Genomic DNA, 20,220 nt, shown 5'->3' on the forward strand with positions numbered 1-20,220 from the left:
ACGCCGCAAGGCGCCAGAGCAGAGAAGAGGGACCCATTCGTGAGCGAGGACACCAAGGCGGTCGAGGGCAAGGACCAGCCGTCCGAACCCGATAGCTTGAAGCGGCTCGAGGAGGAGGGCGAGATTGCCGCCGACTACCTCGAAGAGCTTCTCGACATCGTCGACCTTGACGGTGACATCGACATCGACGTCGACCATGGGCGCGCCGCGGTCGAGATTCTCTCCGAGGAGGACGGCTCCCGGTGGCTCAAACGACTGGTGGGCACCGACGGCGAGGTCCTGGATGCGGTGCAGGAGCTGACGCGCCTCGCCGTGCAGGCGAAGACCGGTGAGCGAAGCCGCCTGATGCTTGACATCGCGGGCTACCGCAAGGGCCGCAAGACGGAGCTGACACGCATCGCCGAGAAGGCGATCGGCGAGGTCACGGCCTCGGGTGAGCGCCGTGACCTGCCGGCGATGAATCCGTTCGAGCGCAAGGTCGTGCACGATGTCGTCGCCGCGGCCGGCTTGGTCAGTGACTCTGAGGGCGTCGAGCCCGAGCGCCACGTCGTGATCCACCCATCCTGATGGCTCTCGAGCCCGTGGCGGTCGAGGAACCGACGGAGCCCGTCAGGGAGTTCTTCGGGTTGTCGTGGGCGCCGATGGAACACTTCGCCCAGATGCTCGTCGAAGAAGGCGAGCTCCGTGGACTGATCGGCCCCCGCGAGCTGCCGCGCCTGTGGAGCCGGCACATCGTCAACTCGGCCGCGGCTTCGCTGTTTCTGCCGGACGACAGCACCGTCGCGGACATTGGTTCGGGGGCGGGATTCCCAGGCATCGTGCTCGCGATCATGCGGCCAGACCTCGAGATGCACCTCCTCGAGCCGATGGAGCGTAGGGCTACCTGGCTGAGAGATGTGGTCGAGGAGGTCGGTCTCGACAACGTCACAATCCAACAGGTGCGCGCGGAAGAGCTGCACAAGAAGAAGTCGTTCGACGTCGTCACCGCACGCGCCGTCGCCGTGATGGACAAGCTGGCGCGGTCGAGCCTCCCGCTCGTGCGTGGCCGTGGCCGACTGGTGGCCCTGAAGGGGCAGAAGGCAGCCGAAGAGGTCGAGTCAGCGAAGTACGTCATCCGCAAGCTCGGGGGCCACGACGTAAGCGTGGAGCGAGTGGCGGCAATCGAGGGAGCTGAGCCGACGACAGTGGTCGTCGTGGAGAAGCGGTAGTTGACGAGAATCATTATCAATAGCGTTCGTGCTGCTGGTCCCCCGCCGGCTCCTTGACCGATGCTCAGCGCCAAGCCCGGCGACCACGTCGTTGCCGCGCCATTGCGTTCGGAGGAGGCAAGCCGAGAGGTTGCCCAAGGACGGGACTCCTTGTAGCGCCAGAACGGCGGCTCGTAGCCGGTATACGCAGCGCCCCGCGCCGCGAAGCCGGCGGTGCGTGATTGTTGTCGCTGTAGCAGGCTTGGGACGTAGTCGTCCACGTGAATCCAAGCCGGTGGCGCTGCCTGACGGGAACGGTGACCCCGCCTCGCGGTGGTTCAGCAGGTTAGCGTGCCGAGGGTTCTCGTCGCACCGACCGTATGAGGCTGCTGTGCGCGCCGACGCGGAACGGCACGGCGGAGGCGATGGGTATATCGGGCGGGCTTGAAGGGGGCGCCTGTCGGCGTTCTGACGCGACCGCGACCCCGCGCCGGTCAACCGTGCCTGACGAGGACCCCATCCTTGAGCTAGGCGATCACGCGCTATGGCGGCTGACGAGGGCTGAAGCTGTTGTCTGGTGAGGTAATCGCGCGGGTCATGGCTCGGTCGAGGGCGCGGAGATCGGGAACGACGTCCCGTTTCACGTGGAACACAATGGCCGATGGCAAGCGCCGTGACGGTGCCAGGCGGAGGCAGATCCCGGGTTGGCGTGCTCCCTGCGGCGAGGCGCCTGGACCAGTGACGGTGGTTCTACCTGGCAGCGCCTCGCCGGGACCTGGTCTTACCACCCATCCGACGGTTCCCATCGAACGGAGCCTTCGGTGACCTAAGGTCGCCGGCGACGCCCGGCCGAGAAGCGGGCGAACTGTCACATCGATGTGCCGGGGAGGGTGGGACGGCACCCACAAGGACCGAGCTGGCGCGGAGCCGTTATGCCTGGCGGCTGTACGCCTGTCCGTTTCGGTGCGGCTTCCGACCTCCTGAGCAGTTCGCTCGGCTTGCGGCTAGAGCACACGTCATGATGTACACCCGGGCGAGCAGCGGCGACCCACCGCCGGCCGCTGGTTCCACGTGGAACGAAGTCGCGCCGCGCCAGGTGTCCGTGGGTCGCTGGAAAAGGTCCTCGTGCCCTGAGCGCCTTCCGCGCTTCCCGCTGGGACCCGCGGCCCCATGCATGTCCCGATAGGAAAGGTTCCACGTGAAACGGGCGCGCCGACGCTCCTGCATGGCGCTCGAGTGGCCACGAGGCGGTGAACGCGGTCTAGTGACTGTCACTGTGGACGTTGCGTGGCAAGAGCCGCCTCCCACCGGCCGGCCAGATGGACCGTCGAGATTCATATGGCTTGCCGGTCAAATCACGCGCCCTGCGGCCGCAGGGTGGGAGACAGGCACCGGCCGGCCGCGACATGCGGACATGCCGACCGGGCCCTGAAAGGATGTCTGATCGATGCGTTCGGCAGAGGAACGTACAACCGCCGGCATAGGAGGCGGTCGGGTCGCGGATCGGCGGCGAGCGGCCGTCCGTTTCACGTGAAACGACCCGGCCGCCCCTCGGGGAAGTATGACCGACCCGCGTGAGTGCGTCACTCGGGGCGGCCCAGTGCGCCCGACTGTGGCCGGGCCGGCTGGCGAGGAAGTGCATGTCGGTCTCGGGAAGGAGTCGGCAAGACCCGCTGTGCCGGCGTCGGCGTACGACCCACGGTTCGGCGGGTTGAGGGCGCGACGGCCGGAATGCTTGACGGGCGGCGCTATTGATGGATTCACGTGAAACGTCCCCGGCCGCTTCAGGGGCTTGCGTGTGCCAGTACTCGTGCCGGTGCTGGCGGGTGGCGTACACCCAACGGCAGCTCGGGTGCGCCATCCTCGCTCCAGGCCTGCTTGGAGACGGTCGGTTGGATACTTCCGGTTCGGCCACGCGCATGGCACGTACCGAGCGAGGCTCCGGTCAGCTTAAGTGTCCAGTCAGAACTGCGGCGACTCGGATCTTGCCACCACTTGCGGCCAGCCAGGGCAGCGTCCTGGCAGAGCGGCGCGGAAGCGACGCATCGAATTGGGGTTCCCGGTTCCACGTGAAACCGGAGCGGTGGGCGCGAACCGGTCGGCGTAGAGGCACGCCGGCCTGGCCTCTCCCGCACTCATCGGAAGCGAGTGCCGCGGGCCTTGGCTTGATTTCTGTTCGACATTCATCCGGGTCGACGTTCCATCCTGGCCAGCGTCGAAACGCGCCGGCTCGGTGAGGGCTAGATTCGGAGCAAGCGGGATCGCGGGCGGTCCTGCCGGACGTTTCGCCGCCGATGGGTAAGGCATGCGCCGACACAGAGGTGGGATAGCCCGCTGAGCGGGGAGGGGCCGAGGCAGCGGCGGGCGGGTACGGCCCGCCGCCGAAGTTGCACGTGAAACACGCCCTGGACTGCCAGTCCGACGCTCCCCCCACGAGGCGCCGCGAGTGAACGGATCGCCCCGGCGCCCGGTCTTCTGTGGACCTGGCGCGGGCCCAGCCCAGTACGCGCCGCCGACCCGATCTCGCGGCCCCGCTACGCCTGAGCGGCCGCGGCGGGCGGGCGCCGAGGTGGAGCCCTCGGAGCGCAATTCCTGAACCAAGACGTGGGACCACCCGGCCGTTCCACCACGGTCGGTTCCACGTGAAACCGAGCGCGCAACCCACGCACGCCTGGGCAACATCCAGGTGGCACATGGAACGTGAGCGGTTCGCCGCTCAGAACGGTGACAGGCGAGGCGTCGAGGCGCCGCCTGGAGAGGCACGCGAGCGACCCCAGCGTGCCGTGCAGTTCCCAGAGGTTCCACGTGAAACGGCATCGGAGACCCATCTCGGAAGCACGCTCCTGGTCAAAGTGCACAGGCACCTGCGCCGCCCGCAGGATTGCTCGGCCCCATGCAGCGCCGCAGGCACGACGGGCTGGCGCGCATGACGAGTTCGTCCCAGGCAAGCCGGGCCGATGTTGTGCGCGGCCAAGCGTGCGCGCGGCGGTCTCGACAGCGTGAACGCCCGCGCGCGCCAACTTCAGCAGGTCGATGCATCTAAGCCACGCCTGCACCTGCGAACACGAGGCGCCCGCCGGTTTCACGTGGAACGGCCCGAGGCGCGCGCGGACGCGACTTCGGAGAATGGGTATGTCCGAATCGTCACCACATACCGTCCCGCGCTCCCGCGGGAGCCCGCCACGGGCCGCGTAAGAAGGTCAACCGACGCAGGTGTCAGGCCTCGTGTCGGTCGCTCAACACATGCCACGACCTCTTCTGCTCGCCGTCAGCAGGCGCTCGCGCCTCTCCGTGGCGAATCAGGGGTCGCCCGGTGTCACGTGAAACGCGACTCGCTGGACACGTGCACAAAGCCGCCAGGTTGCTCCTCTACTATTGCCGAAGGCCACGACTTCGAGTGAAGGGGATGTTGTGCCCCCGCAGGACGATTCAGCCGCGCGAGAAGGTATCGCCGCAGGTCAGAGCGCCATGGGGCCGGACGAGAGGCGGCGCGCGGCGCTCCTGCGGTCGGTCCCCGACACGGACGACACCACCCCGCTCGCGGCACAGCTGGCGGAGGACGTGAGGAAGCGCATCGAGCTTCACGGGGCGAAGTTCGAGAAGCCGCCCCAGACACGTGTCTTCACCATCGCGAACCAGAAGGGCGGCGTCGGCAAGACCACTACGGCGGTGAACATCGCGGCCGCCCTGGCCACCGGCGGCCTCAAGGTTCTCGTGATCGACAACGACCCACAAGGCAATGCCTCGACAGCCCTTGGGCTCGAGCACCATGCGGGCGTGCCTTCGATATATGACGTCATGATCAACGACGTGCCGCTCAACGACGTGATCCAACCCTGCGAGGCTGTTCCCGGCCTCTACGGCGCGCCGGCGACGATCGACCTTTCGGGCGCGGAGATTGAGCTCGTCTCCATGGTCGCCCGCGAGAACCGGTTGCGGAACGCAATCCGAGACGGCGTGGAGCGGCGTGAGCGCGAAGGTCACGAGCGCTTCGACTACATCCTGATCGACTGCCCCCCGAGCTTGGGGCTCCTCACGATCAACGCCTTCGTCGCCGCTCGGGAGGTCATGATCCCGATCCAGTGCGAGTACTACGCGCTCGAAGGGCTCAGCCAGCTGCTGAAGAACATTGACCTGATCCGTGGACATCTCAACCCAGACCTACATGTGTCGACAATCGTGTTGACGATGTACGACAAGCGGACGAACCTCGCTCGAGAGGTCGCGGCGGAGGTCCGTGAGCACTTCCCGGACGAGACCCTCAGCGCGACCATCCCACGTTCCGTGCGCGTGTCCGAGGCTCCGAGTTACGGCCAGACAGTTCTGACCTACGACGCCGGTTCCACCGGTGCTCTCGCGTACCTGGAGGCCGCCAAGGAGATCGCAGCGCGGGCGACATCAGCAGCACAGTCGGCAACTGCCGAGAAGGAGAACTCATGAGTGAGAAGCGTCGGGGTCTGGGGCGTGGGATCGGTGCCCTGATCCCTTCCGCGCCGGCGGAGCCGGCGGCCGCCGCCGAGGCGGCAGTGGCCGCTACGGAGGGTGCAACCATCACGGTTGCCCGTCCGGTGGACGTGTTCTTTCCGTCATCGGGCTCGGCGTCCTCCGCAGAAGAGGCGCCGCCGGACGGCGACGGTTCGGACGAGGCGACGGCGGAACGCGCCAGCTCCCGCTCGGCGGCGCGATCGCTCATGGAACCCGGCAAGAAGCGGACGAAGACCAGGCCCACCGCCCGGTCGAGCAGTGCGAAGAGCACCGACAAGCCGGCGTCGAAGACGGCTGCCAGGTCGGCGTCCAAGCCCGCGACCGACTCGGGCGCAACGCCGACCGCGAAGCCGGGAGCCAAGGCGACTGCCAGATCGGCCGCACGTCCAGCCGCCTCGACCGGACGTCCGACGACGGAAGCACCGGAGTCGGTCGAGCCGCCCGAGGTCGCATCTGGGGAGAGCGCTTCGCGCCCCGCTGAGGCCGAGAGCACCGCGGGACCCGACATCCACCTCGTCCGGTCCGCGGCTGCGGACGATCGCCCCACGCAAGCCGCCACTCAGGCAGAGGACGAGGCGCCGCGCTCGCACGCCACCACCCCCACGGCCGGTGACTCGGGCGAGGGTCTCGTTCCCGTTCCCGGCGCCTCGTACGCAGACCTGCCGGTCGACCAGATCGTGCCGAACCAGCGCCAGCCGCGACAGGTGTTCGACGAGGAGGAGCTCGAGGAGCTCGCCGCCTCCATCCGTGAGGTCGGCGTCCTCCAGCCCGTCGTGGTCCGGCCGATGCCTGAGCCAGACGAGAACGGGGCCGGCTACGAGCTCATCATGGGTGAGCGTCGGTGGCGCGCCTCAAAGCTCGCCGGTAACGACACCGTCCCGGCGATCGTGCGGGAGACCAGCGAGAGCGACCTGCTGAGGGACGCACTCCTGGAGAACCTCCACCGGTCCAACCTCAATCCGCTGGAAGAGGCCGCGGCCTACCACCAGCTGCTCGAGGACTTCGGCTGCACCCACGACGAGCTCGCGACCCGCATCGCCCGGTCACGCCCGCAGATCTCGAACACACTGCGGCTCATCAAGCTCCCCCCGCTCGTGCAGCGCAGGGTGGCGGCCGGCGTCCTCTCGGCGGGTCACGCGCGTGCCCTCCTGGGCCTGTCCGACGGGGCCGCCATGGAGCGGCTGGCCCAGAAGATCGTGGCCGAGGGTCTGAGCGTGCGAGCCACGGAGGAGATCGTCGCTCTCGGTGACGAGCCCGTGGAGCCCGAGATGCGCCGTAGGCCGCGGACGAACGCGCACACCGAGGACCTCAACCGGCTGGCCACGCGCTTGTCTGACCGCCTCGACACGCGCGTCAAGGTCAATCTCGGCCAACGAAAGGGCCGCATCGCCGTCGAGTTCGCCTCGGTGGAGGACCTCAACCGAATCCTTGACGTCCTCGCCCCCGGCGAGGAGCACATCACGCCGGATGTCGGCTGAGAGCACGGTCGGCTGGAAGCCCGGGCATCCCTCAAACACCGCCGCCGCTCAGACCTCTCGGGTCTCGGGCGGCGGTGTCATGTCGACCCGCTCTCGCTGAGCGGTGTGGCTGAGTGTGTCCGGACCGAGAACGACACGTGGTTGCGGCGGTGACATGTCAGCGTGGGTGACGTCTCGGCGGGGTCAGGTTCGGGTGGCGGCCTCGACGATCGCCAGGTAGATGTCCGACAGATCGCGCTCGTCGGCGATCGCGGCCTGCGGGAACAGCGACGTCTCGGTCATGCCCGGAGCCACGTTGACGTCGAGGAACCAGGCAGTGCCCTCGTCGTCGAGAATCATGTCCGTGCGGGACAGGTGCCGCAGGCCCAGCGTGCGGTGCACCGCGACCGCCAGATCGTGGACCGTGGCAGTCTGCGCCTCGTTCAGGCGTGCCGGCACGAAGTACTCGCTGCGGCCGGCGTTGTAGCGGGCGTCGTAGTCGTACGGCCCCTCGGTGACGATCTCGACCGCGGGGAGGGCGCGAGGCCCACCCTCGACGTCGATGACCGAGACGGCGACCTCGACACCGTGCACGGCCTTCTCGAGGAGTGCGACGTCGCCGTAGGCGAAGCAGGACACCATCGCCTCGGGCAGCTGGTCCGCGGCGTGGACGACCGTGACGCCGAGCGCCGACCCGCCTGCGGCCGGCTTGACGACGAGCGGCAGCCCGAGGTCCCGCTCGACGGCGTCCAGCACACCTCGCGCGCCGACCTCGCGGAACACCGACTGGGGCAGGGCGGCGTGGTCCGGCGTCGAGAGGCCGGCCTGGCGCAGGAGAGCCTTGGCGACCGGCTTGCTCGAGGCGAGGCGGCAGGCGGCCGCCTCGCTGCCCACGTACGGCGCATGGACCAGGTCCAGGACGTTCTGCAGGGAGCCGTCCTCACCCGTCGAGCCGTGCACCAGGGGCCACACCACGTCCGGCTGGAGCTTCGCCAACCTCGGCAGCAGCTCGGAGTCGACGTCGAGAACCTGGACCTCCAGACCCGCGTCACGAAGGACGCCCGCGACGCGCCGGCCGGAGCGCAGGGAGACGTCGCGCTCGTGCGAGAGCCCTCCCGCCAGGACGGCGACGGTGGCCGGCGCCTGCTCGGTCGCGGCCGGGGTGTCGGCCGGTGGTTGCTGCGCGCTCATGTGCACCTCTCTCAGACCTGATCAGGTGAGGGAAAGTCGACGACGCTCTCCTCTGGGCGGGGCGGATGGGGTGCGGTGCCGAACATGGTGACCAGATCGGCCTCCGCCCGGACCACGTCCGCGAGGCGGCGCACCCCCTCGCGGATGCGCTCCGGCGTCGGGTAGCAGAACGACAGCCGCATGTGGTCGTGACCTTGACCGTCGGCGTAGAAGGCGGTGCCGGAGACGTATGCGACGAGGTTGGTCACCGCCCGCGGCAGCATCGCCTGGGCGTCGAGACCCTCGGGCAGTTTCACCCAGGTGTAGAAGCCGCCCTCCGGAACGGTCCAGGACGCCTCCGGCAGGAACTCGCCCAGTGCCGCCATCATGGCGTCGCGACGCTCGCGGTACATCGCCCGGTAGCTCTTGACCTGCCCGTACCAGTCGTAGGAGGAGAGGTAGGTCGATACGGACAGCTGCCCCATCATCGTCGGGGAGAGGATCGCCGCCTCGCTCGCCAGCACGAGCTTCTCGCGCACGGCGTGCGGCGCGAGCGCCCAGCCGACGCGGTACCCCGGCGCGAACGTCTTCGAGAAGGAGCCCAGGTAGACCACGCCGTCGTCGTCGAGGCTCTTCAGCGACGGCATCGGGTCGGCGTCGAACCCGAGCAGCCCGTACGGGTTGTCCTCGAGGACGAGCACGTGGTGACGCCTGCAGATCTCCACGATCTGCGGGCGGCGCTCGAGCGAGAGGGTCACACCGGCCGGGTTGTGGTAGTTCGGCACCGTGTAGAGAAACTTGACGGTGCGGCCCGCCCGCTTCAGCTCGGTGAGGGTGCGGTCCAGCTCCTCGGGCACCAGTCCGTCGTCGTCCATGGCGACGTGAACCACGTCCGCCTGGTAGGCGCGGAACACGCCGAGGGCACCGACGTAGCTCGGCGCCTCCGCGACGACGACGTCGCCCGGGTCGACGAAGATCTCCGTGACCAGGTCGAGCGCCTGCTGGGAGCCCGTCGTCACGATGACGTCGTCCGGGTGGGCGTGGACGTGGTCGTACCGCATGACGTCGACGATCTGCTCGCGCAGCTCTTCCTCGCCCTGGCCGCCACCGTACTGCAGCACCTTGGGACCACGGTCGCGCAGCAGCTTGGCGGTCATCTCGGCGAGAAAGTCGAGCGGGAGGCCGTCGATGTTCGGCATGCCGCCGGCCAGCGAGACGACCTCCGGCCGGTTGGCAACGGCGAACAGGGAGCGCACCTCCGAAGCGCGCATGCCGTGGGCGCGCTCGGCGTAGCTGGAGAACCAGGGGTCCAGCCGGGTGCCGGCGGCACCGGCGGCAGCAGCGGCGGCGTCCCGCCGGCTGTGCTCGCCGTGCCCTGCCTGCGCACCCGGTGCGTTCATGGTCCTGCCTCTCGACGGTTTCGACGCCGGCGCGTCCGGCATCCCGTGCAGTCTGCCATCGTGGGGGCATGGTGTGTCGTGCCGTTTCGCGCGCGCCGTCGGAGTGGACTGTTCGCGGATGACGAGTGGGCACGCGGATGACAAGTCGGCACGGGGCACGACGACGCCCCCGCCTGCTGGGCGGGGGCGTCGCGTGCGTGCGGGCGCGGACTAGCGGAGGTAGTCGGAGAGCTCCTCGGTGAAGGCCTTCTTCGGCTTGCCGCCGACGATGGACTTCACGAGCTCGCCATCGACGTAGACGTTGAAGGTCGGGATCGAGACGATCCCGTACTGCTGCGCCGTCGCCGGGTTCGCGTCGGTGTCCAGCTTGACGAACTTCATCGACTCGCTGTGCTGCGCGGCGATCTCGTCGATGATGGGAGCCATCTGGCGGCACGGCGGGCACCAGTCGGCCCAGAAGTCGACCAGGACGGGCTTGTCCGACTTCAGGACCTCGCTGTCGAAGGTGGTGTCGGTGACCTCGTTCACGGTGCTCACTGGTGACTCCTCTCGTTGTCGGGCGGCGCGGCTCGGGCCACGGCTCAGACCAGGGCGTTCTCGTTCCGGGCGCTGCTGGCCTGGTCCCGATCGGTCTGTGCCGCGTCGGTCTGCGGCCGGCCCGCCTCGTCGAGCTGCGCGAGGTAGCGCTCGGCGTCCAGCGCGGCCGCGCAACCGGTGCCGGCCGCGGTGACGGCCTGGCGGTAGATGTGGTCGACGGCGTCGCCGGAGGCGAAGACGCCCGGAAGGTTCGTCTCCGTGGTGGGATGCTTGACGAGAATGTAGCCCTCGTCGTCGAGGTCGACCTGGCCGGCCAGGATCTCGGTGCGCGGATCGTGCCCGATGGCGACGAACATCCCTGTGGCCTCGACCTCGCGCTCCTCGCCGGTGACGGTGTCGCGCAGGGTCGCGCCGGTCATCTTGGCCTCGCCATGGATGGCCGCCACCTCGCTGTTCCAGGCGAACTCGATCTTCTCGTTGGCCATCGCCCGCTCGGCCATGATCTTCGAGGCACGCAGCTCGTCGCGGCGGTGCACGACGGTCACCTTCTCCGCGAACCGGGTGAGGAAGGTTGCCTCCTCCATGGCGCTGTCGCCGCCACCGACGACGAGGACGTGCTGGTCGCGGAAGAAGAAGCCGTCGCAGGTGGCGCACCAGGAGATGCCCTTGCCGTTGAGGGTCTTCTCCTCGGGCAGGCCCAGCTCCCGATAGGAGGAGCCATTGGCGAGGATGACCGACCGTGCCGAGAACGTCTCGTCGTCGTCTGTGGTGACCGTCTTGATCTCTCCGGTCAGGTCGACGGAGACGACGTCCTCGTAACGGACCTCGGCACCGAACCGCTCGGCCTGGGCCTGCATGTTCTCCATCAGCTCCGGGCCCATGATGGCGTCACGGAAACCGGGGAAGTTCTCCACCTCGGTGGTGTTCATCAGCGCACCACCGGCGGTGATGGCGCCCGCGAAGACCACCGGCCGCAGGTTCGCCCGCGCCGCGTAGACCGCGGCGGTGTAGCCGGCCGGGCCGGATCCGATGATCACGACGTCCCGGGCCTCGGGCGTCTTGTCCTGCGCAGCCATGTCTTCCTCACGTCTGTTCTGGGGGTCCGTCTGTTCAACCGATGGTAGGCGGGCGATGTTCCCGGTGCCGCTGTGCTCCGCCGTCGTTCAGCCCACCCGCAGCTCGGCCAGCTCGATGCGGTTGAGGCCGTCGGAATCCGCGACGGGAAGCCGCGGGAACCACAGCACGATCGTCTCGGTCTCGACCGGATCGAACTCGAAGACGGAGTCGGGGCCCATCTCTCCGGAGGCCAGGACCTCGCCCTCGGTCGGGTTCTCCGGCGACGTGGCGCGGATCTCGACCATGCCACCGGTGCCCATCAGATCCATCTCGACGCGGCTGACGGTGCTGTTCTCCTCGAGGGTGATGACGAGTCCGATGCCGGACTTCATGCCGTACTCCGGATCGACGTAGGAACGGGAGCGCCAGAAGGTCGCGGGGTCTCCGTCCAGCGCTCGCGGGGTGAGCTCCGGGTTCTCCAGGCCGTCACCCTCCGGGTCGAGCGGCGCGAGCGAGGCGATGACGGGCGGGGGTGCCTGAACCTCCTGCGCGGTGGGCTCCTCCGTCGGCTCGGTCGTGGCCTCTTCGGGTGTGGTCTCCTCGGCGGTCGGCGCGGGCTCGTCGTCGGGCAGGTTCACGGGCTCGGGCGGCGCGAGCAGCACCCGCAGCGAGACCAGCAGCAGGACCAGCACGAGTGCCAGCACGACGACGAGCACCACCGGCGTCGGGTTGATGCGCCGCTGCTTGAACGGCACCTCGGGCCCGTCGACGGCGGAGAGCAGGTCCTCCTCGGGTGGTACGTCACCGTCATCGTCTCCCCGGCGGGTCGCGGCGGTGCCCTCGCCGCGCTCTTGCGCCGACTCGGCGGCTCGCTGCCGACGGGCGGCGACGGCGGAGTCCAGCGACGCGCGTCCTGCGGAGGCCGCGTTCCGGGTTCCCTCGGTGGCCTTGCGCGCCCCTGCGGTGACGGCGGAGCCGGTGGATCGGGCGAGGCCGGCGGCCACGGTGCCGGCCGCGGCAAATCGTGCCGCGGTGCGGGTGTGACGTGCGGTATCCGATGTGCCGGCATCGTCCGCCGGCGCGTCGAGCGTCTGGAGGATCTCCGGGAACTGCGGGGTCGGAGCGGTCGGCGGGGGTGGCGGCGTCCAGGAGAGCGTGCGTGGTCGGTCGACGGGAGTCTCGGCGGGCGCCTCGAGTGTCTGGAGGATCTTCGGGAACTGCGGGGTCGGAGTGGGCGGCGGGGGTGGCGGCGTCCAGGAGAGCGTGCGTGGTCGGACGACGGGAATCTCCGCCGGCGCGTCGCTGACCGCCTCTTGTTCTGCGGACTCCGGCGCTTCCTCCTGCTGCTCTGCCTCGGCCTGCTGCTCTGCCTCGGCCGGTGGCTCCGAGTCCTCGGACGGTGACGCCTCCTGCACCGGCGCCTGGTCCTCCGCTTGCTGGCCTTCGGTCACCGATTGCGGCTCATCCGACGCCTCGTCCAGCTCCGGTGCCTCGTCCCGGTCCGGCCGGTGCTCTGCGTCCGGTGGCGGTGGCGGTGGCGGTGGAACCGCGCCGGACGCGTCGACCGGAAGCACCGGCGCCCAAGCCGGTCGTCGGGTCGGGCGGGTGAGCTGAGCGGCACCTGCGCCGATGACGCCGGCGGGCTCGCCATCGGGGTCGGCGGAACGTTCCGCCGTACTTGCCGCACCCTCAGCGGTGCCGTCCGTGGCGCCATCTGGCGAGTCTGCCGCGGCGTCCTCCGGCGGGGGCGGCGGCGGCACCAGGACCGGGAGGGCGGCGGTGTCGACTGCCGGCCATGGCGCCAGGAGCCGCAGCAGCTCGCCGGAGCTGCGCGGCCCGTCGCCCGCCAGCGTGCGGGCGCACAGCTCGTCCAGGTCGCCGGCGACCTCCCGGCGCGCCTGCCGCGGCGAGGGCGCGCCCTCCTCGGGCATCGCTCCGGTCAGCGCCAGGTAGAGCAGGTGAACCAGGTCGGTGGCGTCGCGCCGGGCGGTGTCCAACGGTGAGGCGTCGGGCTCCTCGGCCGAGTCGAGCAGGACCGCGTCGGTGCCCAGACCGGTGACCAGGACCTCACCGTCGGGCGTGACGTGCAGGCACGCGGGGCGCAGCGCGAGGTGGCGGACGCCGTGGCGGCGCGCCGCCTCGAGCGCGCCCGCGGCCTCGCCGATCACCGCACGGGCCTGCTCCGGCGGCAGTCCGCCGGACGCGGTGAGTTCACCGAGGTCCGGACCGGTGACCTGGTCGGTGACGACGAACGCCCACTCGTCGTCGGTGCCGACGTCAAGCACGCGCAGCAGCCGGTGGTCCTCCACCAGTGAGGCGCGGCGGGCCGCGTCGAGGACCTCGGCCACCTTCGAGCCCGCCGACGGCAGGACGAGCACTTCGACGTCGGCCTCGAGGGTGAGGTCTCGTGCGCGGCGACGTTCCACACCCCCGACGGTGGTCTCGAGGGGTTCACCAATCTCGTAGCGTTCGCCGAGGAGCTGCTGAGACTCTCGGCGAACGCTGTCCGTGCGCTGGTTCAGTGCCGTGCCCCCCGTCATCTCGTCCCTGCCGCCTGCATCGTCGAGTCTACGCAGCGCAGCGGGCGATCCTGGCCGCACCGACGGGGACGGTTCGGGTGTCGTGGCGGCCGCCACGGCCCGGGCGACGGCGGCACCGCCCGCGCCCTCGTCGGACGGCATGCCGGAGGCCGGCGCACCGCCGCCGGGTCCTGGCCGGCCGCCGCCCGGTCCCGGCGCATCGGCGCCAACGGGCCCCGCCGGCCCGCCGCCCGGGCCGCGGTCGTCCGGGCCACCGTCACGTACGGCGGCCGTGCGCGCGGCGTGGGGGGCGAGAACCAGGCCGAGGCGGACGAGGGCACCGCCGACCGGCTCCGGCGCCCGGCCACCCACTGCGACGAGCAGCCTGCCCACCGGGTCGCCGAGGGTCCGTAGCTCTTCGACGCCGAGGGCACGCAGCGCCAGCAGGTACACCACGGCCGACACCGAGCCCACGACCAGGACACGCCACAGCGCACCGAGGACGCTCATGTCGGCGCCGGTGCCGACGAGGCGCAGCAGCCCCCAGCCCAGCAGCGTCGACGGCAGGACCGCCATGACCAGCCGCAGGTGTGTGCGTAGGACTCGTGCGCCGTCGACCGTGCGCAGGTGCTGCCGCAGCCCGAGGTAGGTGACGATCGCGCCTACCCAGCTCGAGATCGACATGGCGACGCCGATCCCCACCACGGTCCACTGAGCGGGCAGGAGCGCCGAGGCGGCCGCGCCGCCGGCCAGGAGCAGCACCATCGGGATCTGCAGGCGGAAGAGCCCCCGGGCGTCCTCGAAGGCGTAGAACACCCGTTGGCACATCGTGAAGATGCCGACCGCCACCAGCCCCGGCAGCATCGCCACGACCACGTGCGCGATGGAGCGCACCTCGGGGTAGGACACGGTCGCCGCGACCACCCGGACCACCGGCAGCGCCAGCACCATGAGCGTCCCGGCCGCGAAGACGGTGAACACGGAGACCGTGCGCAGACCCTTCGAGACGTCCGCCCGCACCGCGGCGAGATCCTTGGCGGCGGCGTTGGCGGACATTCGGGTGAACAGCGCCGTCACCAGCGAGACGGTGACCAGGGACGTGGGGAGGGTGTAGAGCACGAAGGCGGTGTCGTACGCGGCGTTGCCGGCGACGGTGGCGTCGTCACCGGCAGATCCGGCGGCGTACGCGGCCACGTTGGAGACGACGACGTAAGCCGCCTGGTTCGCCGCCAGCGCCGCGAACACCCACATGGCCATGCGGCTGGCCCGGCCCATACCCGAGCCGCGCAGGCCCCACTGCGGGCGGTAACGGAAGCCGGAGCGGTGCAGCGGGACGAGCAGCACCACTGCCTGCGCGAGGATCCCGAGCGTCGCGGTTCCGGCGAGCAGGGCGGTCCGGCCCAGCCCCCACACGCCGGCGTCGGCTGGGTCGAGGGCGGACGTGCCGCCGAAGACGAGGAGGTAGGCCACGAGTCCGGCGATGGCCACCAGGTTGTTCAGAGCGGGGGCCCACATGTACGGGCCGAAGACGTTCCGGGCGTTGAGCACCTGCCCGAAGAGCGTGTACGTGCCATAGAAGAACAGCTGCGGGATGCACCAGTAGCCGAACGTGACGGCGACGTCGTACCACTCGGGCGACAGGTTTGCCGCGTACAGCGAGACCAGCATCGGAGATGCCAGCGTGAGCGCCGCCGTCACCACGGCCAGCCCGGCCATCCCCACCGTCAGCAGCCGGTTGACGTAGGCCCGTCCCTCGTCGTCGTGGTTGCGTATCGCCCGCACGATCTGCGGGACGAGGATCGCGTTGAGCACCCCGCCCGCGATGAGCATGTAGATCAGGTTCGGCAGCTTGTTGGAGACGGCGAAGGCGTTCGCGGCGCCGTGGTTGATCCCGATGGCGGCACCCAGCAGCAGCGGCGCCTTGACCATGCCGAGCAGCCGGGAGACCAGCGTGCCGGAGAACATCACCGCGGAGGAGCCGGCGACGCCGCGGCGAGGGCCTTCTTCCGGTTCGGTGCCGGAAGCCTCGGCGCTCACGCCTGCACCTCCTCCGGGGCCGCCGGCTTCATCCGCCGTCCACGGCGCACGGTCCGGGTGAGTCCGATGACCAGCATCAGCCCGAGCACGACCGCGGCGACGGTGGTCCCGACGCTCTCCCAGTCGGCACGGACCCGCACCTGCAGCTCGCTGGGGGTGCCGACCGGTTCACCGTCGGCGTCGAGGAGCTGGACGGCGGCGGTGACGTTGCCGCTGCCCACGGCCCGGACCGGCACCTCGACGGTGGCCTGGGAGGACGCCGGCACCGTCACAGAGACCGGCCCGTCGACCTGCAGCCGGTCGTCCGAGGGATCCAGAGCGACCCCGACGGTCACCTCCGAGGGCAGATCGTTCCGCACATGCACGGGTAGCTCGGCCGAGGAGTTGATGACGTTGACCGGCGAAGACTCCAGGGCGACGAGCTGGGAGTCGAGCTTCGCCACCCGCTCGCGCACCCCCTCCAACAGCTCGCCGCGGGCCTCGGTGTCGCGGCGCCACGCCGCGGACAGCGCGGAGGAGATGTGCGCCGCCACCGGGTCGAGGACCACCTCCGGCTCCTCGGTCACGCTCGCGTAGTCACGCGCCCGGTCCAGTTCGGCATCCATGTTCGCGAGCTGCGCACGGGTCAGCTCCGTGTCGGCCACCACCCGCTCCGGCAGGCTGTCGCGGTCCAGCTCCGGCGCCGCGAGGTCGCGGACCTCGCTCAGCGTGGTGGGCTGGACCCACGGCGCGGACATGAGCCCCGAGATCGCGTCGGCGAGCGCCGCCGTGTTCCCGCGGTAGGCGCGGGGAAGGGCGAGGGTGATGGCGCGCTGGTCGTTCGGGCGCTCGCGGTTGATCACCGCGGACTCGGCGAGCAGAAGCTGTCGGGTGTCGAGCGGGTTCAGCTCGGTGGACCGGTCCTCGGTGCCGGGCACCGGGGGCAGGCGGCCGGCCAGCACGGAGGAGGCCCCACGGTCGACGAGGACGGCGGGCAGCCGGTCCTCCCCGACGTCGAGGTCCGCCCGACCGGTCGGCGTGTAGGTCAGCTGCTCCAGGGGTGTCACGGACGAGAAGGGCAGCACCGCCGTCGTCGCTCCGGCCCTGGCGGCGGCCGCGACCGTCTGCGTGTCGGGGGTCTGCGTGGCGGGCCAGGCCAGCACTTCCGCCCCGACGATCCCGGCGTCGTCCGCGGCAGCTGCCGACTCCTCCATGACATTCGCGAGGCGTTCGGTCGCGTCCGTGTGCGCGAGCGCCGCGATGTCGGCGTCGTCGCGTGGCAGCACCGCCACCTGCCGGTCGGTCTCGAGGTTCAGGTCGTTCAGGGCCTCGCCGAGGTCGTTGGCGCCGGTGGACTCCGGCGTCTCGTCCGCCTCGTCGGTGGTCTCACCGGTGTCCTCGCCGGTCGGCTGCTCCGTCGTCTCCGCGTCGGTCGGCGTCTCCTCCTCGCCCGCCGGCGTCTCCTCCTCGCCCGCCGGCGTCTCCTCTTCGCCGGTCGATTCCTCGTCGGTGCCGCCCTCGATGGACTCACCCTCGGTGGACTCCTCCGTCGTCTCCTCCTCGCCTCCGGTCTCCTCGCTCCTCAGCAGGAACTCGCTTTCGACGGCGGTCGTGACCCCTGGCTGGTCGACGGCGCTCAGCAGCCCGAGCAGGCGGGGGGCCGCGGCGTCGGCGACGGCTCCCTCTCCCGGGTTCGCGCTCGCCTCGATCCGCTCCTGGGCGCTCGCGGTGACCGGCACAAGCACGCTCATCGGCGTCGCCTGTGCGTCGACGTCCGGGTACCACAGGGCGACGCTCCGGTCGACGCCGGCGAGCGTCGTCCCGCCCGTGTCGGAGACCGCGACCTCCACGCCGTGCGGGCCCCAGGCGTAGTACGACTCCGGCAGTCGGAGATCCTCGGGCGCAACCTCCACAGAGAACGCCTCGGTCGCACCGGGCGCGACGGCGTCGAGCTCCTCGACCGCGAGCGGGGTGGTGATCGAGTAGCTCTGCGGGTCCATCCACTGCCGCAGCGACGTGCGCGAGATGGGTGTGTAGCGCTGCATGTTGAGCTGCAGCTCGGGCGCCGGGGCGTCCTGGTCGGAACGGTTCACGACGGTTCCGGAGACGGTCAGCGTCTCGCCCGGGCTCAGCACCGACGGGAACATGTCGGTGATCTCCACTTCGAGGCCGCGCGCGGCCTCCGGCTCGTCCGGTGCCGCGGCGGCAGGACCGGCAAGGCAACCGACCACGGCCGTCAGCGCTGCCGCAAGTGCGGCGACCGGGCGCCGCGCCGCCCGAGAGAACGTCATGCCCGACCGGCCAGCACGTCCCGCGCCGTGGCGACCACCCGGCGCTCGTTCGGGTAGGCGAGGCGGCTGGCCACCTGAGACAGGGCGACCCAGGCGACGTCCTCGGCCTCACGGTCGGGGTCGTTGTCGATGGTGAGGTGTCCGCCGGTGGCTTCGAGGAGATAGTGGTGGACCACCTTGTGCACGCGGCGGTCGGTGCCGGCGAACCAGTAGTCGATGGTGGCCAGGTGCCTCAGGATCTGGCCGGTGATGCCGGTCTCCTCCGCGATCTCCCGGACGGCGGCCTGCTCCGCCGTCTCCGCACCCTCGAGGTGGCCCTTCGGCAGGCACCACTCGAGTCGCCCGGCACGGTTGCGGCGGGCGATGACGGCGGCGAACGGGCGTCCGTCCTGCACGTCCACCACCAGGCCGCCCGCGGAGGTCTCGTCCACCACCGGGAGCGTGGAGGCCCGCGCGTTCGCCAGTCGGCTCCTCGGCGGCCGCGGCACCTTCGGGCGCGGCACAGGGAAGGCGGCAGGCATGTGGCCACTGTAATTGGCAAGGCTTGTGCTTGCGGAGGAGGCGAGCGTGTGCGGCGCTGGTTGTGCATGGCACCCTTGGGCGGTGCCCAGCCCCACCCCGGATCGACGACTCGACCTGCAGCGCCGCGCACTCGCCTCGCTGGACGCCCTCCCGACGGCGGTACGTGAGCTGGGCGAGGCGTTCGCCGGGGCCGGGCACGAGCTGGCGCTCGTCGGTGGTCCGGTGCGCGACGCCTTCCTCGAGGTGGTCTCCCACGACCTGGACTTCGCCACCTCGGCCCGGCCCGACGAGACCGCCGCCGTGCTCGAGCGGTGGGGGGACACGTCATGGGACATCGGCAAGGAGTTCGGCACCATCGGTGCGCGTCGCTCAGACCTGATCGTCGAGGTGACCACCTACCGGTCGGAGGCCTACGAGATCGGCTCTCGCAAGCCCGCCGTCGAGTACGGCGACACCCTCGAGGGCGACCTCTCCCGGCGCGACTTCACCGTCAACGCCATGGCCGTGCGGGTCCCGGAGCTGACGTTCGTCGACCCGCACGACGGTGTCGGAGCCCTCGCCGAGCGGGTGCTGCGCACCCCGGTCAGTGCCACCAGGTCCTTCGATGACGACCCGTTGCGCATCATGCGGGCGGCCCGGTTCGCCGCCCAGCTGGGATTCGCCCTCGACCCCGACGTGACGGCGGCGATGACGGACATGGCGCAGCGGCTGAACATCGTCTCGGCCGAGCGCGTGCGGTCCGAGCTGGAGCGGCTGCTGATCTCGCCGCAGACCCGCCGCGGCCTCGAGATCATGGTATTCACCGGCGTCGCCGACGTGGTCCTGCCCGAGCTGAGCCGGCTTCGCGAGACGGTCGACGAGCACAAGCGGCACAAGGACGTCTACGAGCACACCCTGACGGTGCTGGACCAGGCGATCGCGCTGGAGACCGGTCCGGACGGCCCCGTCCCGGCCCCCGACCTGGTGCTGCGGCTCGCGGCCGTCATGCACGACGTGGGCAAGCCGGCGACCCGGAAGTTCGAGCCGGCCGGCGGGGTGAGCTTCCACCATCACGAGATCGTCGGCGCCAAGCTGACGGCGAAGCGCCTGAAGGCCCTGCGCTTCGACAAGCACACGATCAAGGACGTCAGCCGTCTGGTCGAGCTGCACCTGCGGTTCCACGGCTACGGCGAGGGCCGGTGGACCGACTCCGCGGTCCGCCGCTACGTCACCGACGCCGGTCCGCTCCTCGAGCGGCTGCACCGCCTCACCCGCGCGGACTGCACCACCCGGAACCGGCGCAAGGCCGCGCGCCTCTCCGCCGCGTACAACGACCTCGAGTCCCGCATCGCTCGGCTGCGTGAGGAGGAGGAGCTCGCCGCGATCCGGCCGGACCTCGACGGCCGCCAGATCATGGAGATCCTCGACATCCCGGCCGGTCCGGTGGTCGGCGAGGCGTACCGGTTCCTGCTCGACCTGCGCATGGACCGCGGACCGCTCGGCGAGGACGCCGCGCGGGAGGCGCTGCTCGCCTGGTGGTCGGCGCGGGAGTAGTCAGGTTCCGCCGTCGGGGCGTCTGGGCGTCAGATCCAGCGAGGGCT

General features: G+C 70.5%; 12 protein-coding genes. 5 read left to right on the forward strand and 7 right to left on the reverse strand.

Annotated features, from left to right (window positions below; translation table 11 throughout):
- The first annotated feature begins 39 nt into the window (after nucleotides 1-39).
- The 4 genes from ABD907_RS11710 to ABD907_RS11725 all read left to right on the forward strand — a co-directional run bounded on the left by ABD907_RS11710 (nucleotide 40) and on the right by ABD907_RS11725 (nucleotide 7,150).
- Nucleotides 40-567, forward strand: a complete 528-nt coding sequence (locus ABD907_RS11710) for a Jag family protein (RefSeq protein WP_425555757.1) — start codon at nucleotides 40-42, stop codon at nucleotides 565-567.
- A complete protein-coding gene (rsmG, locus tag ABD907_RS11715) occupies nucleotides 567-1,208 on the forward strand; it encodes a 16S rRNA (guanine(527)-N(7))-methyltransferase RsmG (protein ID WP_345216437.1) in 642 nt (213 codons plus the stop codon). Before ABD907_RS11710 ends, rsmG begins: the two co-directional genes overlap by 1 nt.
- 3,447 nt (nucleotides 1,209-4,655) lie before the next feature.
- On the forward strand, nucleotides 4,656-5,627 hold the full coding sequence (locus tag ABD907_RS11720; protein WP_345216438.1) for an AAA family ATPase: 972 nt from the start codon (nucleotides 4,656-4,658) through the stop codon (nucleotides 5,625-5,627).
- The gene (locus ABD907_RS11725) at nucleotides 5,624-7,150 is read left to right on the forward strand and encodes a ParB/RepB/Spo0J family partition protein (protein WP_345216439.1); all 1,527 of its coding nucleotides are present in this window, start codon (nucleotides 5,624-5,626) and stop codon (nucleotides 7,148-7,150) included. The genes ABD907_RS11720 and ABD907_RS11725 overlap by 4 nt, the downstream gene beginning before the upstream one ends.
- A 183-nt stretch (nucleotides 7,151-7,333) precedes the next feature.
- On the opposite strand, the gene ABD907_RS11730 is transcribed toward ABD907_RS11725, so the two are convergent.
- From ABD907_RS11730 to ABD907_RS11760, 7 genes are all read right to left on the reverse strand, one after another.
- Nucleotides 7,334-8,320: a D-alanine--D-alanine ligase family protein gene (locus ABD907_RS11730; RefSeq protein ID WP_345216440.1), complete on the reverse strand. Its 987-nt coding sequence runs from the start codon at nucleotides 8,318-8,320 to the stop codon at nucleotides 7,334-7,336.
- Nucleotides 8,321-8,331: 11 nt separating this feature from the next.
- Nucleotides 8,332-9,699 carry an aminotransferase-like domain-containing protein gene (locus ABD907_RS11735; RefSeq protein ID WP_425555758.1) on the reverse strand — a complete coding sequence of 456 codons (1,368 nt, stop codon included), beginning with the start codon at nucleotides 9,697-9,699 and terminating at the stop codon, nucleotides 8,332-8,334.
- A gap of 210 nt (nucleotides 9,700-9,909) precedes the next feature.
- Nucleotides 9,910-10,236 carry a thioredoxin gene (gene trxA / locus ABD907_RS11740; RefSeq protein ID WP_345216441.1) on the reverse strand — a complete coding sequence of 109 codons (327 nt, stop codon included), beginning with the start codon at nucleotides 10,234-10,236 and terminating at the stop codon, nucleotides 9,910-9,912.
- 44 nt (nucleotides 10,237-10,280) lie between these two features.
- A complete protein-coding gene (trxB, locus tag ABD907_RS11745; RefSeq protein ID WP_345216442.1) occupies nucleotides 10,281-11,312 on the reverse strand; it encodes a thioredoxin-disulfide reductase in 1,032 nt (343 codons plus the stop codon).
- Between the two features lie 87 nt (nucleotides 11,313-11,399).
- A complete protein-coding gene (locus ABD907_RS11750; RefSeq protein WP_345216443.1) occupies nucleotides 11,400-15,848 on the reverse strand; it encodes a lipid II flippase MurJ in 4,449 nt (1,482 codons plus the stop codon).
- Nucleotides 15,845-18,118 carry a DUF6049 family protein gene (locus ABD907_RS11755; RefSeq protein WP_345216444.1) on the reverse strand — a complete coding sequence of 758 codons (2,274 nt, stop codon included), beginning with the start codon at nucleotides 18,116-18,118 and terminating at the stop codon, nucleotides 15,845-15,847. The genes ABD907_RS11750 and ABD907_RS11755 overlap by 4 nt, the downstream gene beginning before the upstream one ends.
- Nucleotides 18,115-18,639, reverse strand: a complete 525-nt coding sequence (locus tag ABD907_RS11760) for an NUDIX hydrolase (protein WP_345216445.1) — start codon at nucleotides 18,637-18,639, stop codon at nucleotides 18,115-18,117. Before ABD907_RS11760 ends, ABD907_RS11755 begins: the two co-directional genes overlap by 4 nt.
- 82 nt (nucleotides 18,640-18,721) lie before the next feature.
- On the opposite strand from ABD907_RS11760, the gene ABD907_RS11765 reads away from it, so the two are divergent.
- Nucleotides 18,722-20,173, forward strand: coding sequence for a CCA tRNA nucleotidyltransferase (locus tag ABD907_RS11765; protein ID WP_425555759.1), 1,452 nt, complete (start codon nucleotides 18,722-18,724; stop codon nucleotides 20,171-20,173).
- The last annotated feature ends 47 nt before the right edge of the window (nucleotides 20,174-20,220 follow it).

Source organism: Georgenia halophila (assembly GCF_039541595.1).

What these genes read in the sequence shown, in the direction of transcription:
- ABD907_RS11725 (WP_345216439.1), top strand. Translation starts at nt 5,624, where the DNA reads ATGAGTGAGAAGCGTCGGGGTCTGGGGCGTGGGATCGGTGCCCTGATC.
- rsmG (WP_345216437.1), top strand. Translation starts at nt 567, where the DNA reads ATGGCTCTCGAGCCCGTGGCGGTCGAGGAACCGACGGAGCCCGTCAGG.
- ABD907_RS11755 (WP_345216444.1), bottom strand. Translation starts at nt 18,118, where the DNA reads ATGACGTTCTCTCGGGCGGCGCGGCGCCCGGTCGCCGCACTTGCGGCA.
- trxB (WP_345216442.1), bottom strand. Translation starts at nt 11,312, where the DNA reads ATGGCTGCGCAGGACAAGACGCCCGAGGCCCGGGACGTCGTGATCATC.
- ABD907_RS11730 (WP_345216440.1), bottom strand. Translation starts at nt 8,320, where the DNA reads ATGAGCGCGCAGCAACCACCGGCCGACACCCCGGCCGCGACCGAGCAG.
- ABD907_RS11760 (WP_345216445.1), bottom strand. Translation starts at nt 18,639, where the DNA reads ATGCCTGCCGCCTTCCCTGTGCCGCGCCCGAAGGTGCCGCGGCCGCCG.
- ABD907_RS11720 (WP_345216438.1), top strand. Translation starts at nt 4,656, where the DNA reads ATGGGGCCGGACGAGAGGCGGCGCGCGGCGCTCCTGCGGTCGGTCCCC.
- ABD907_RS11735 (WP_425555758.1), bottom strand. Translation starts at nt 9,699, where the DNA reads ATGAACGCACCGGGTGCGCAGGCAGGGCACGGCGAGCACAGCCGGCGG.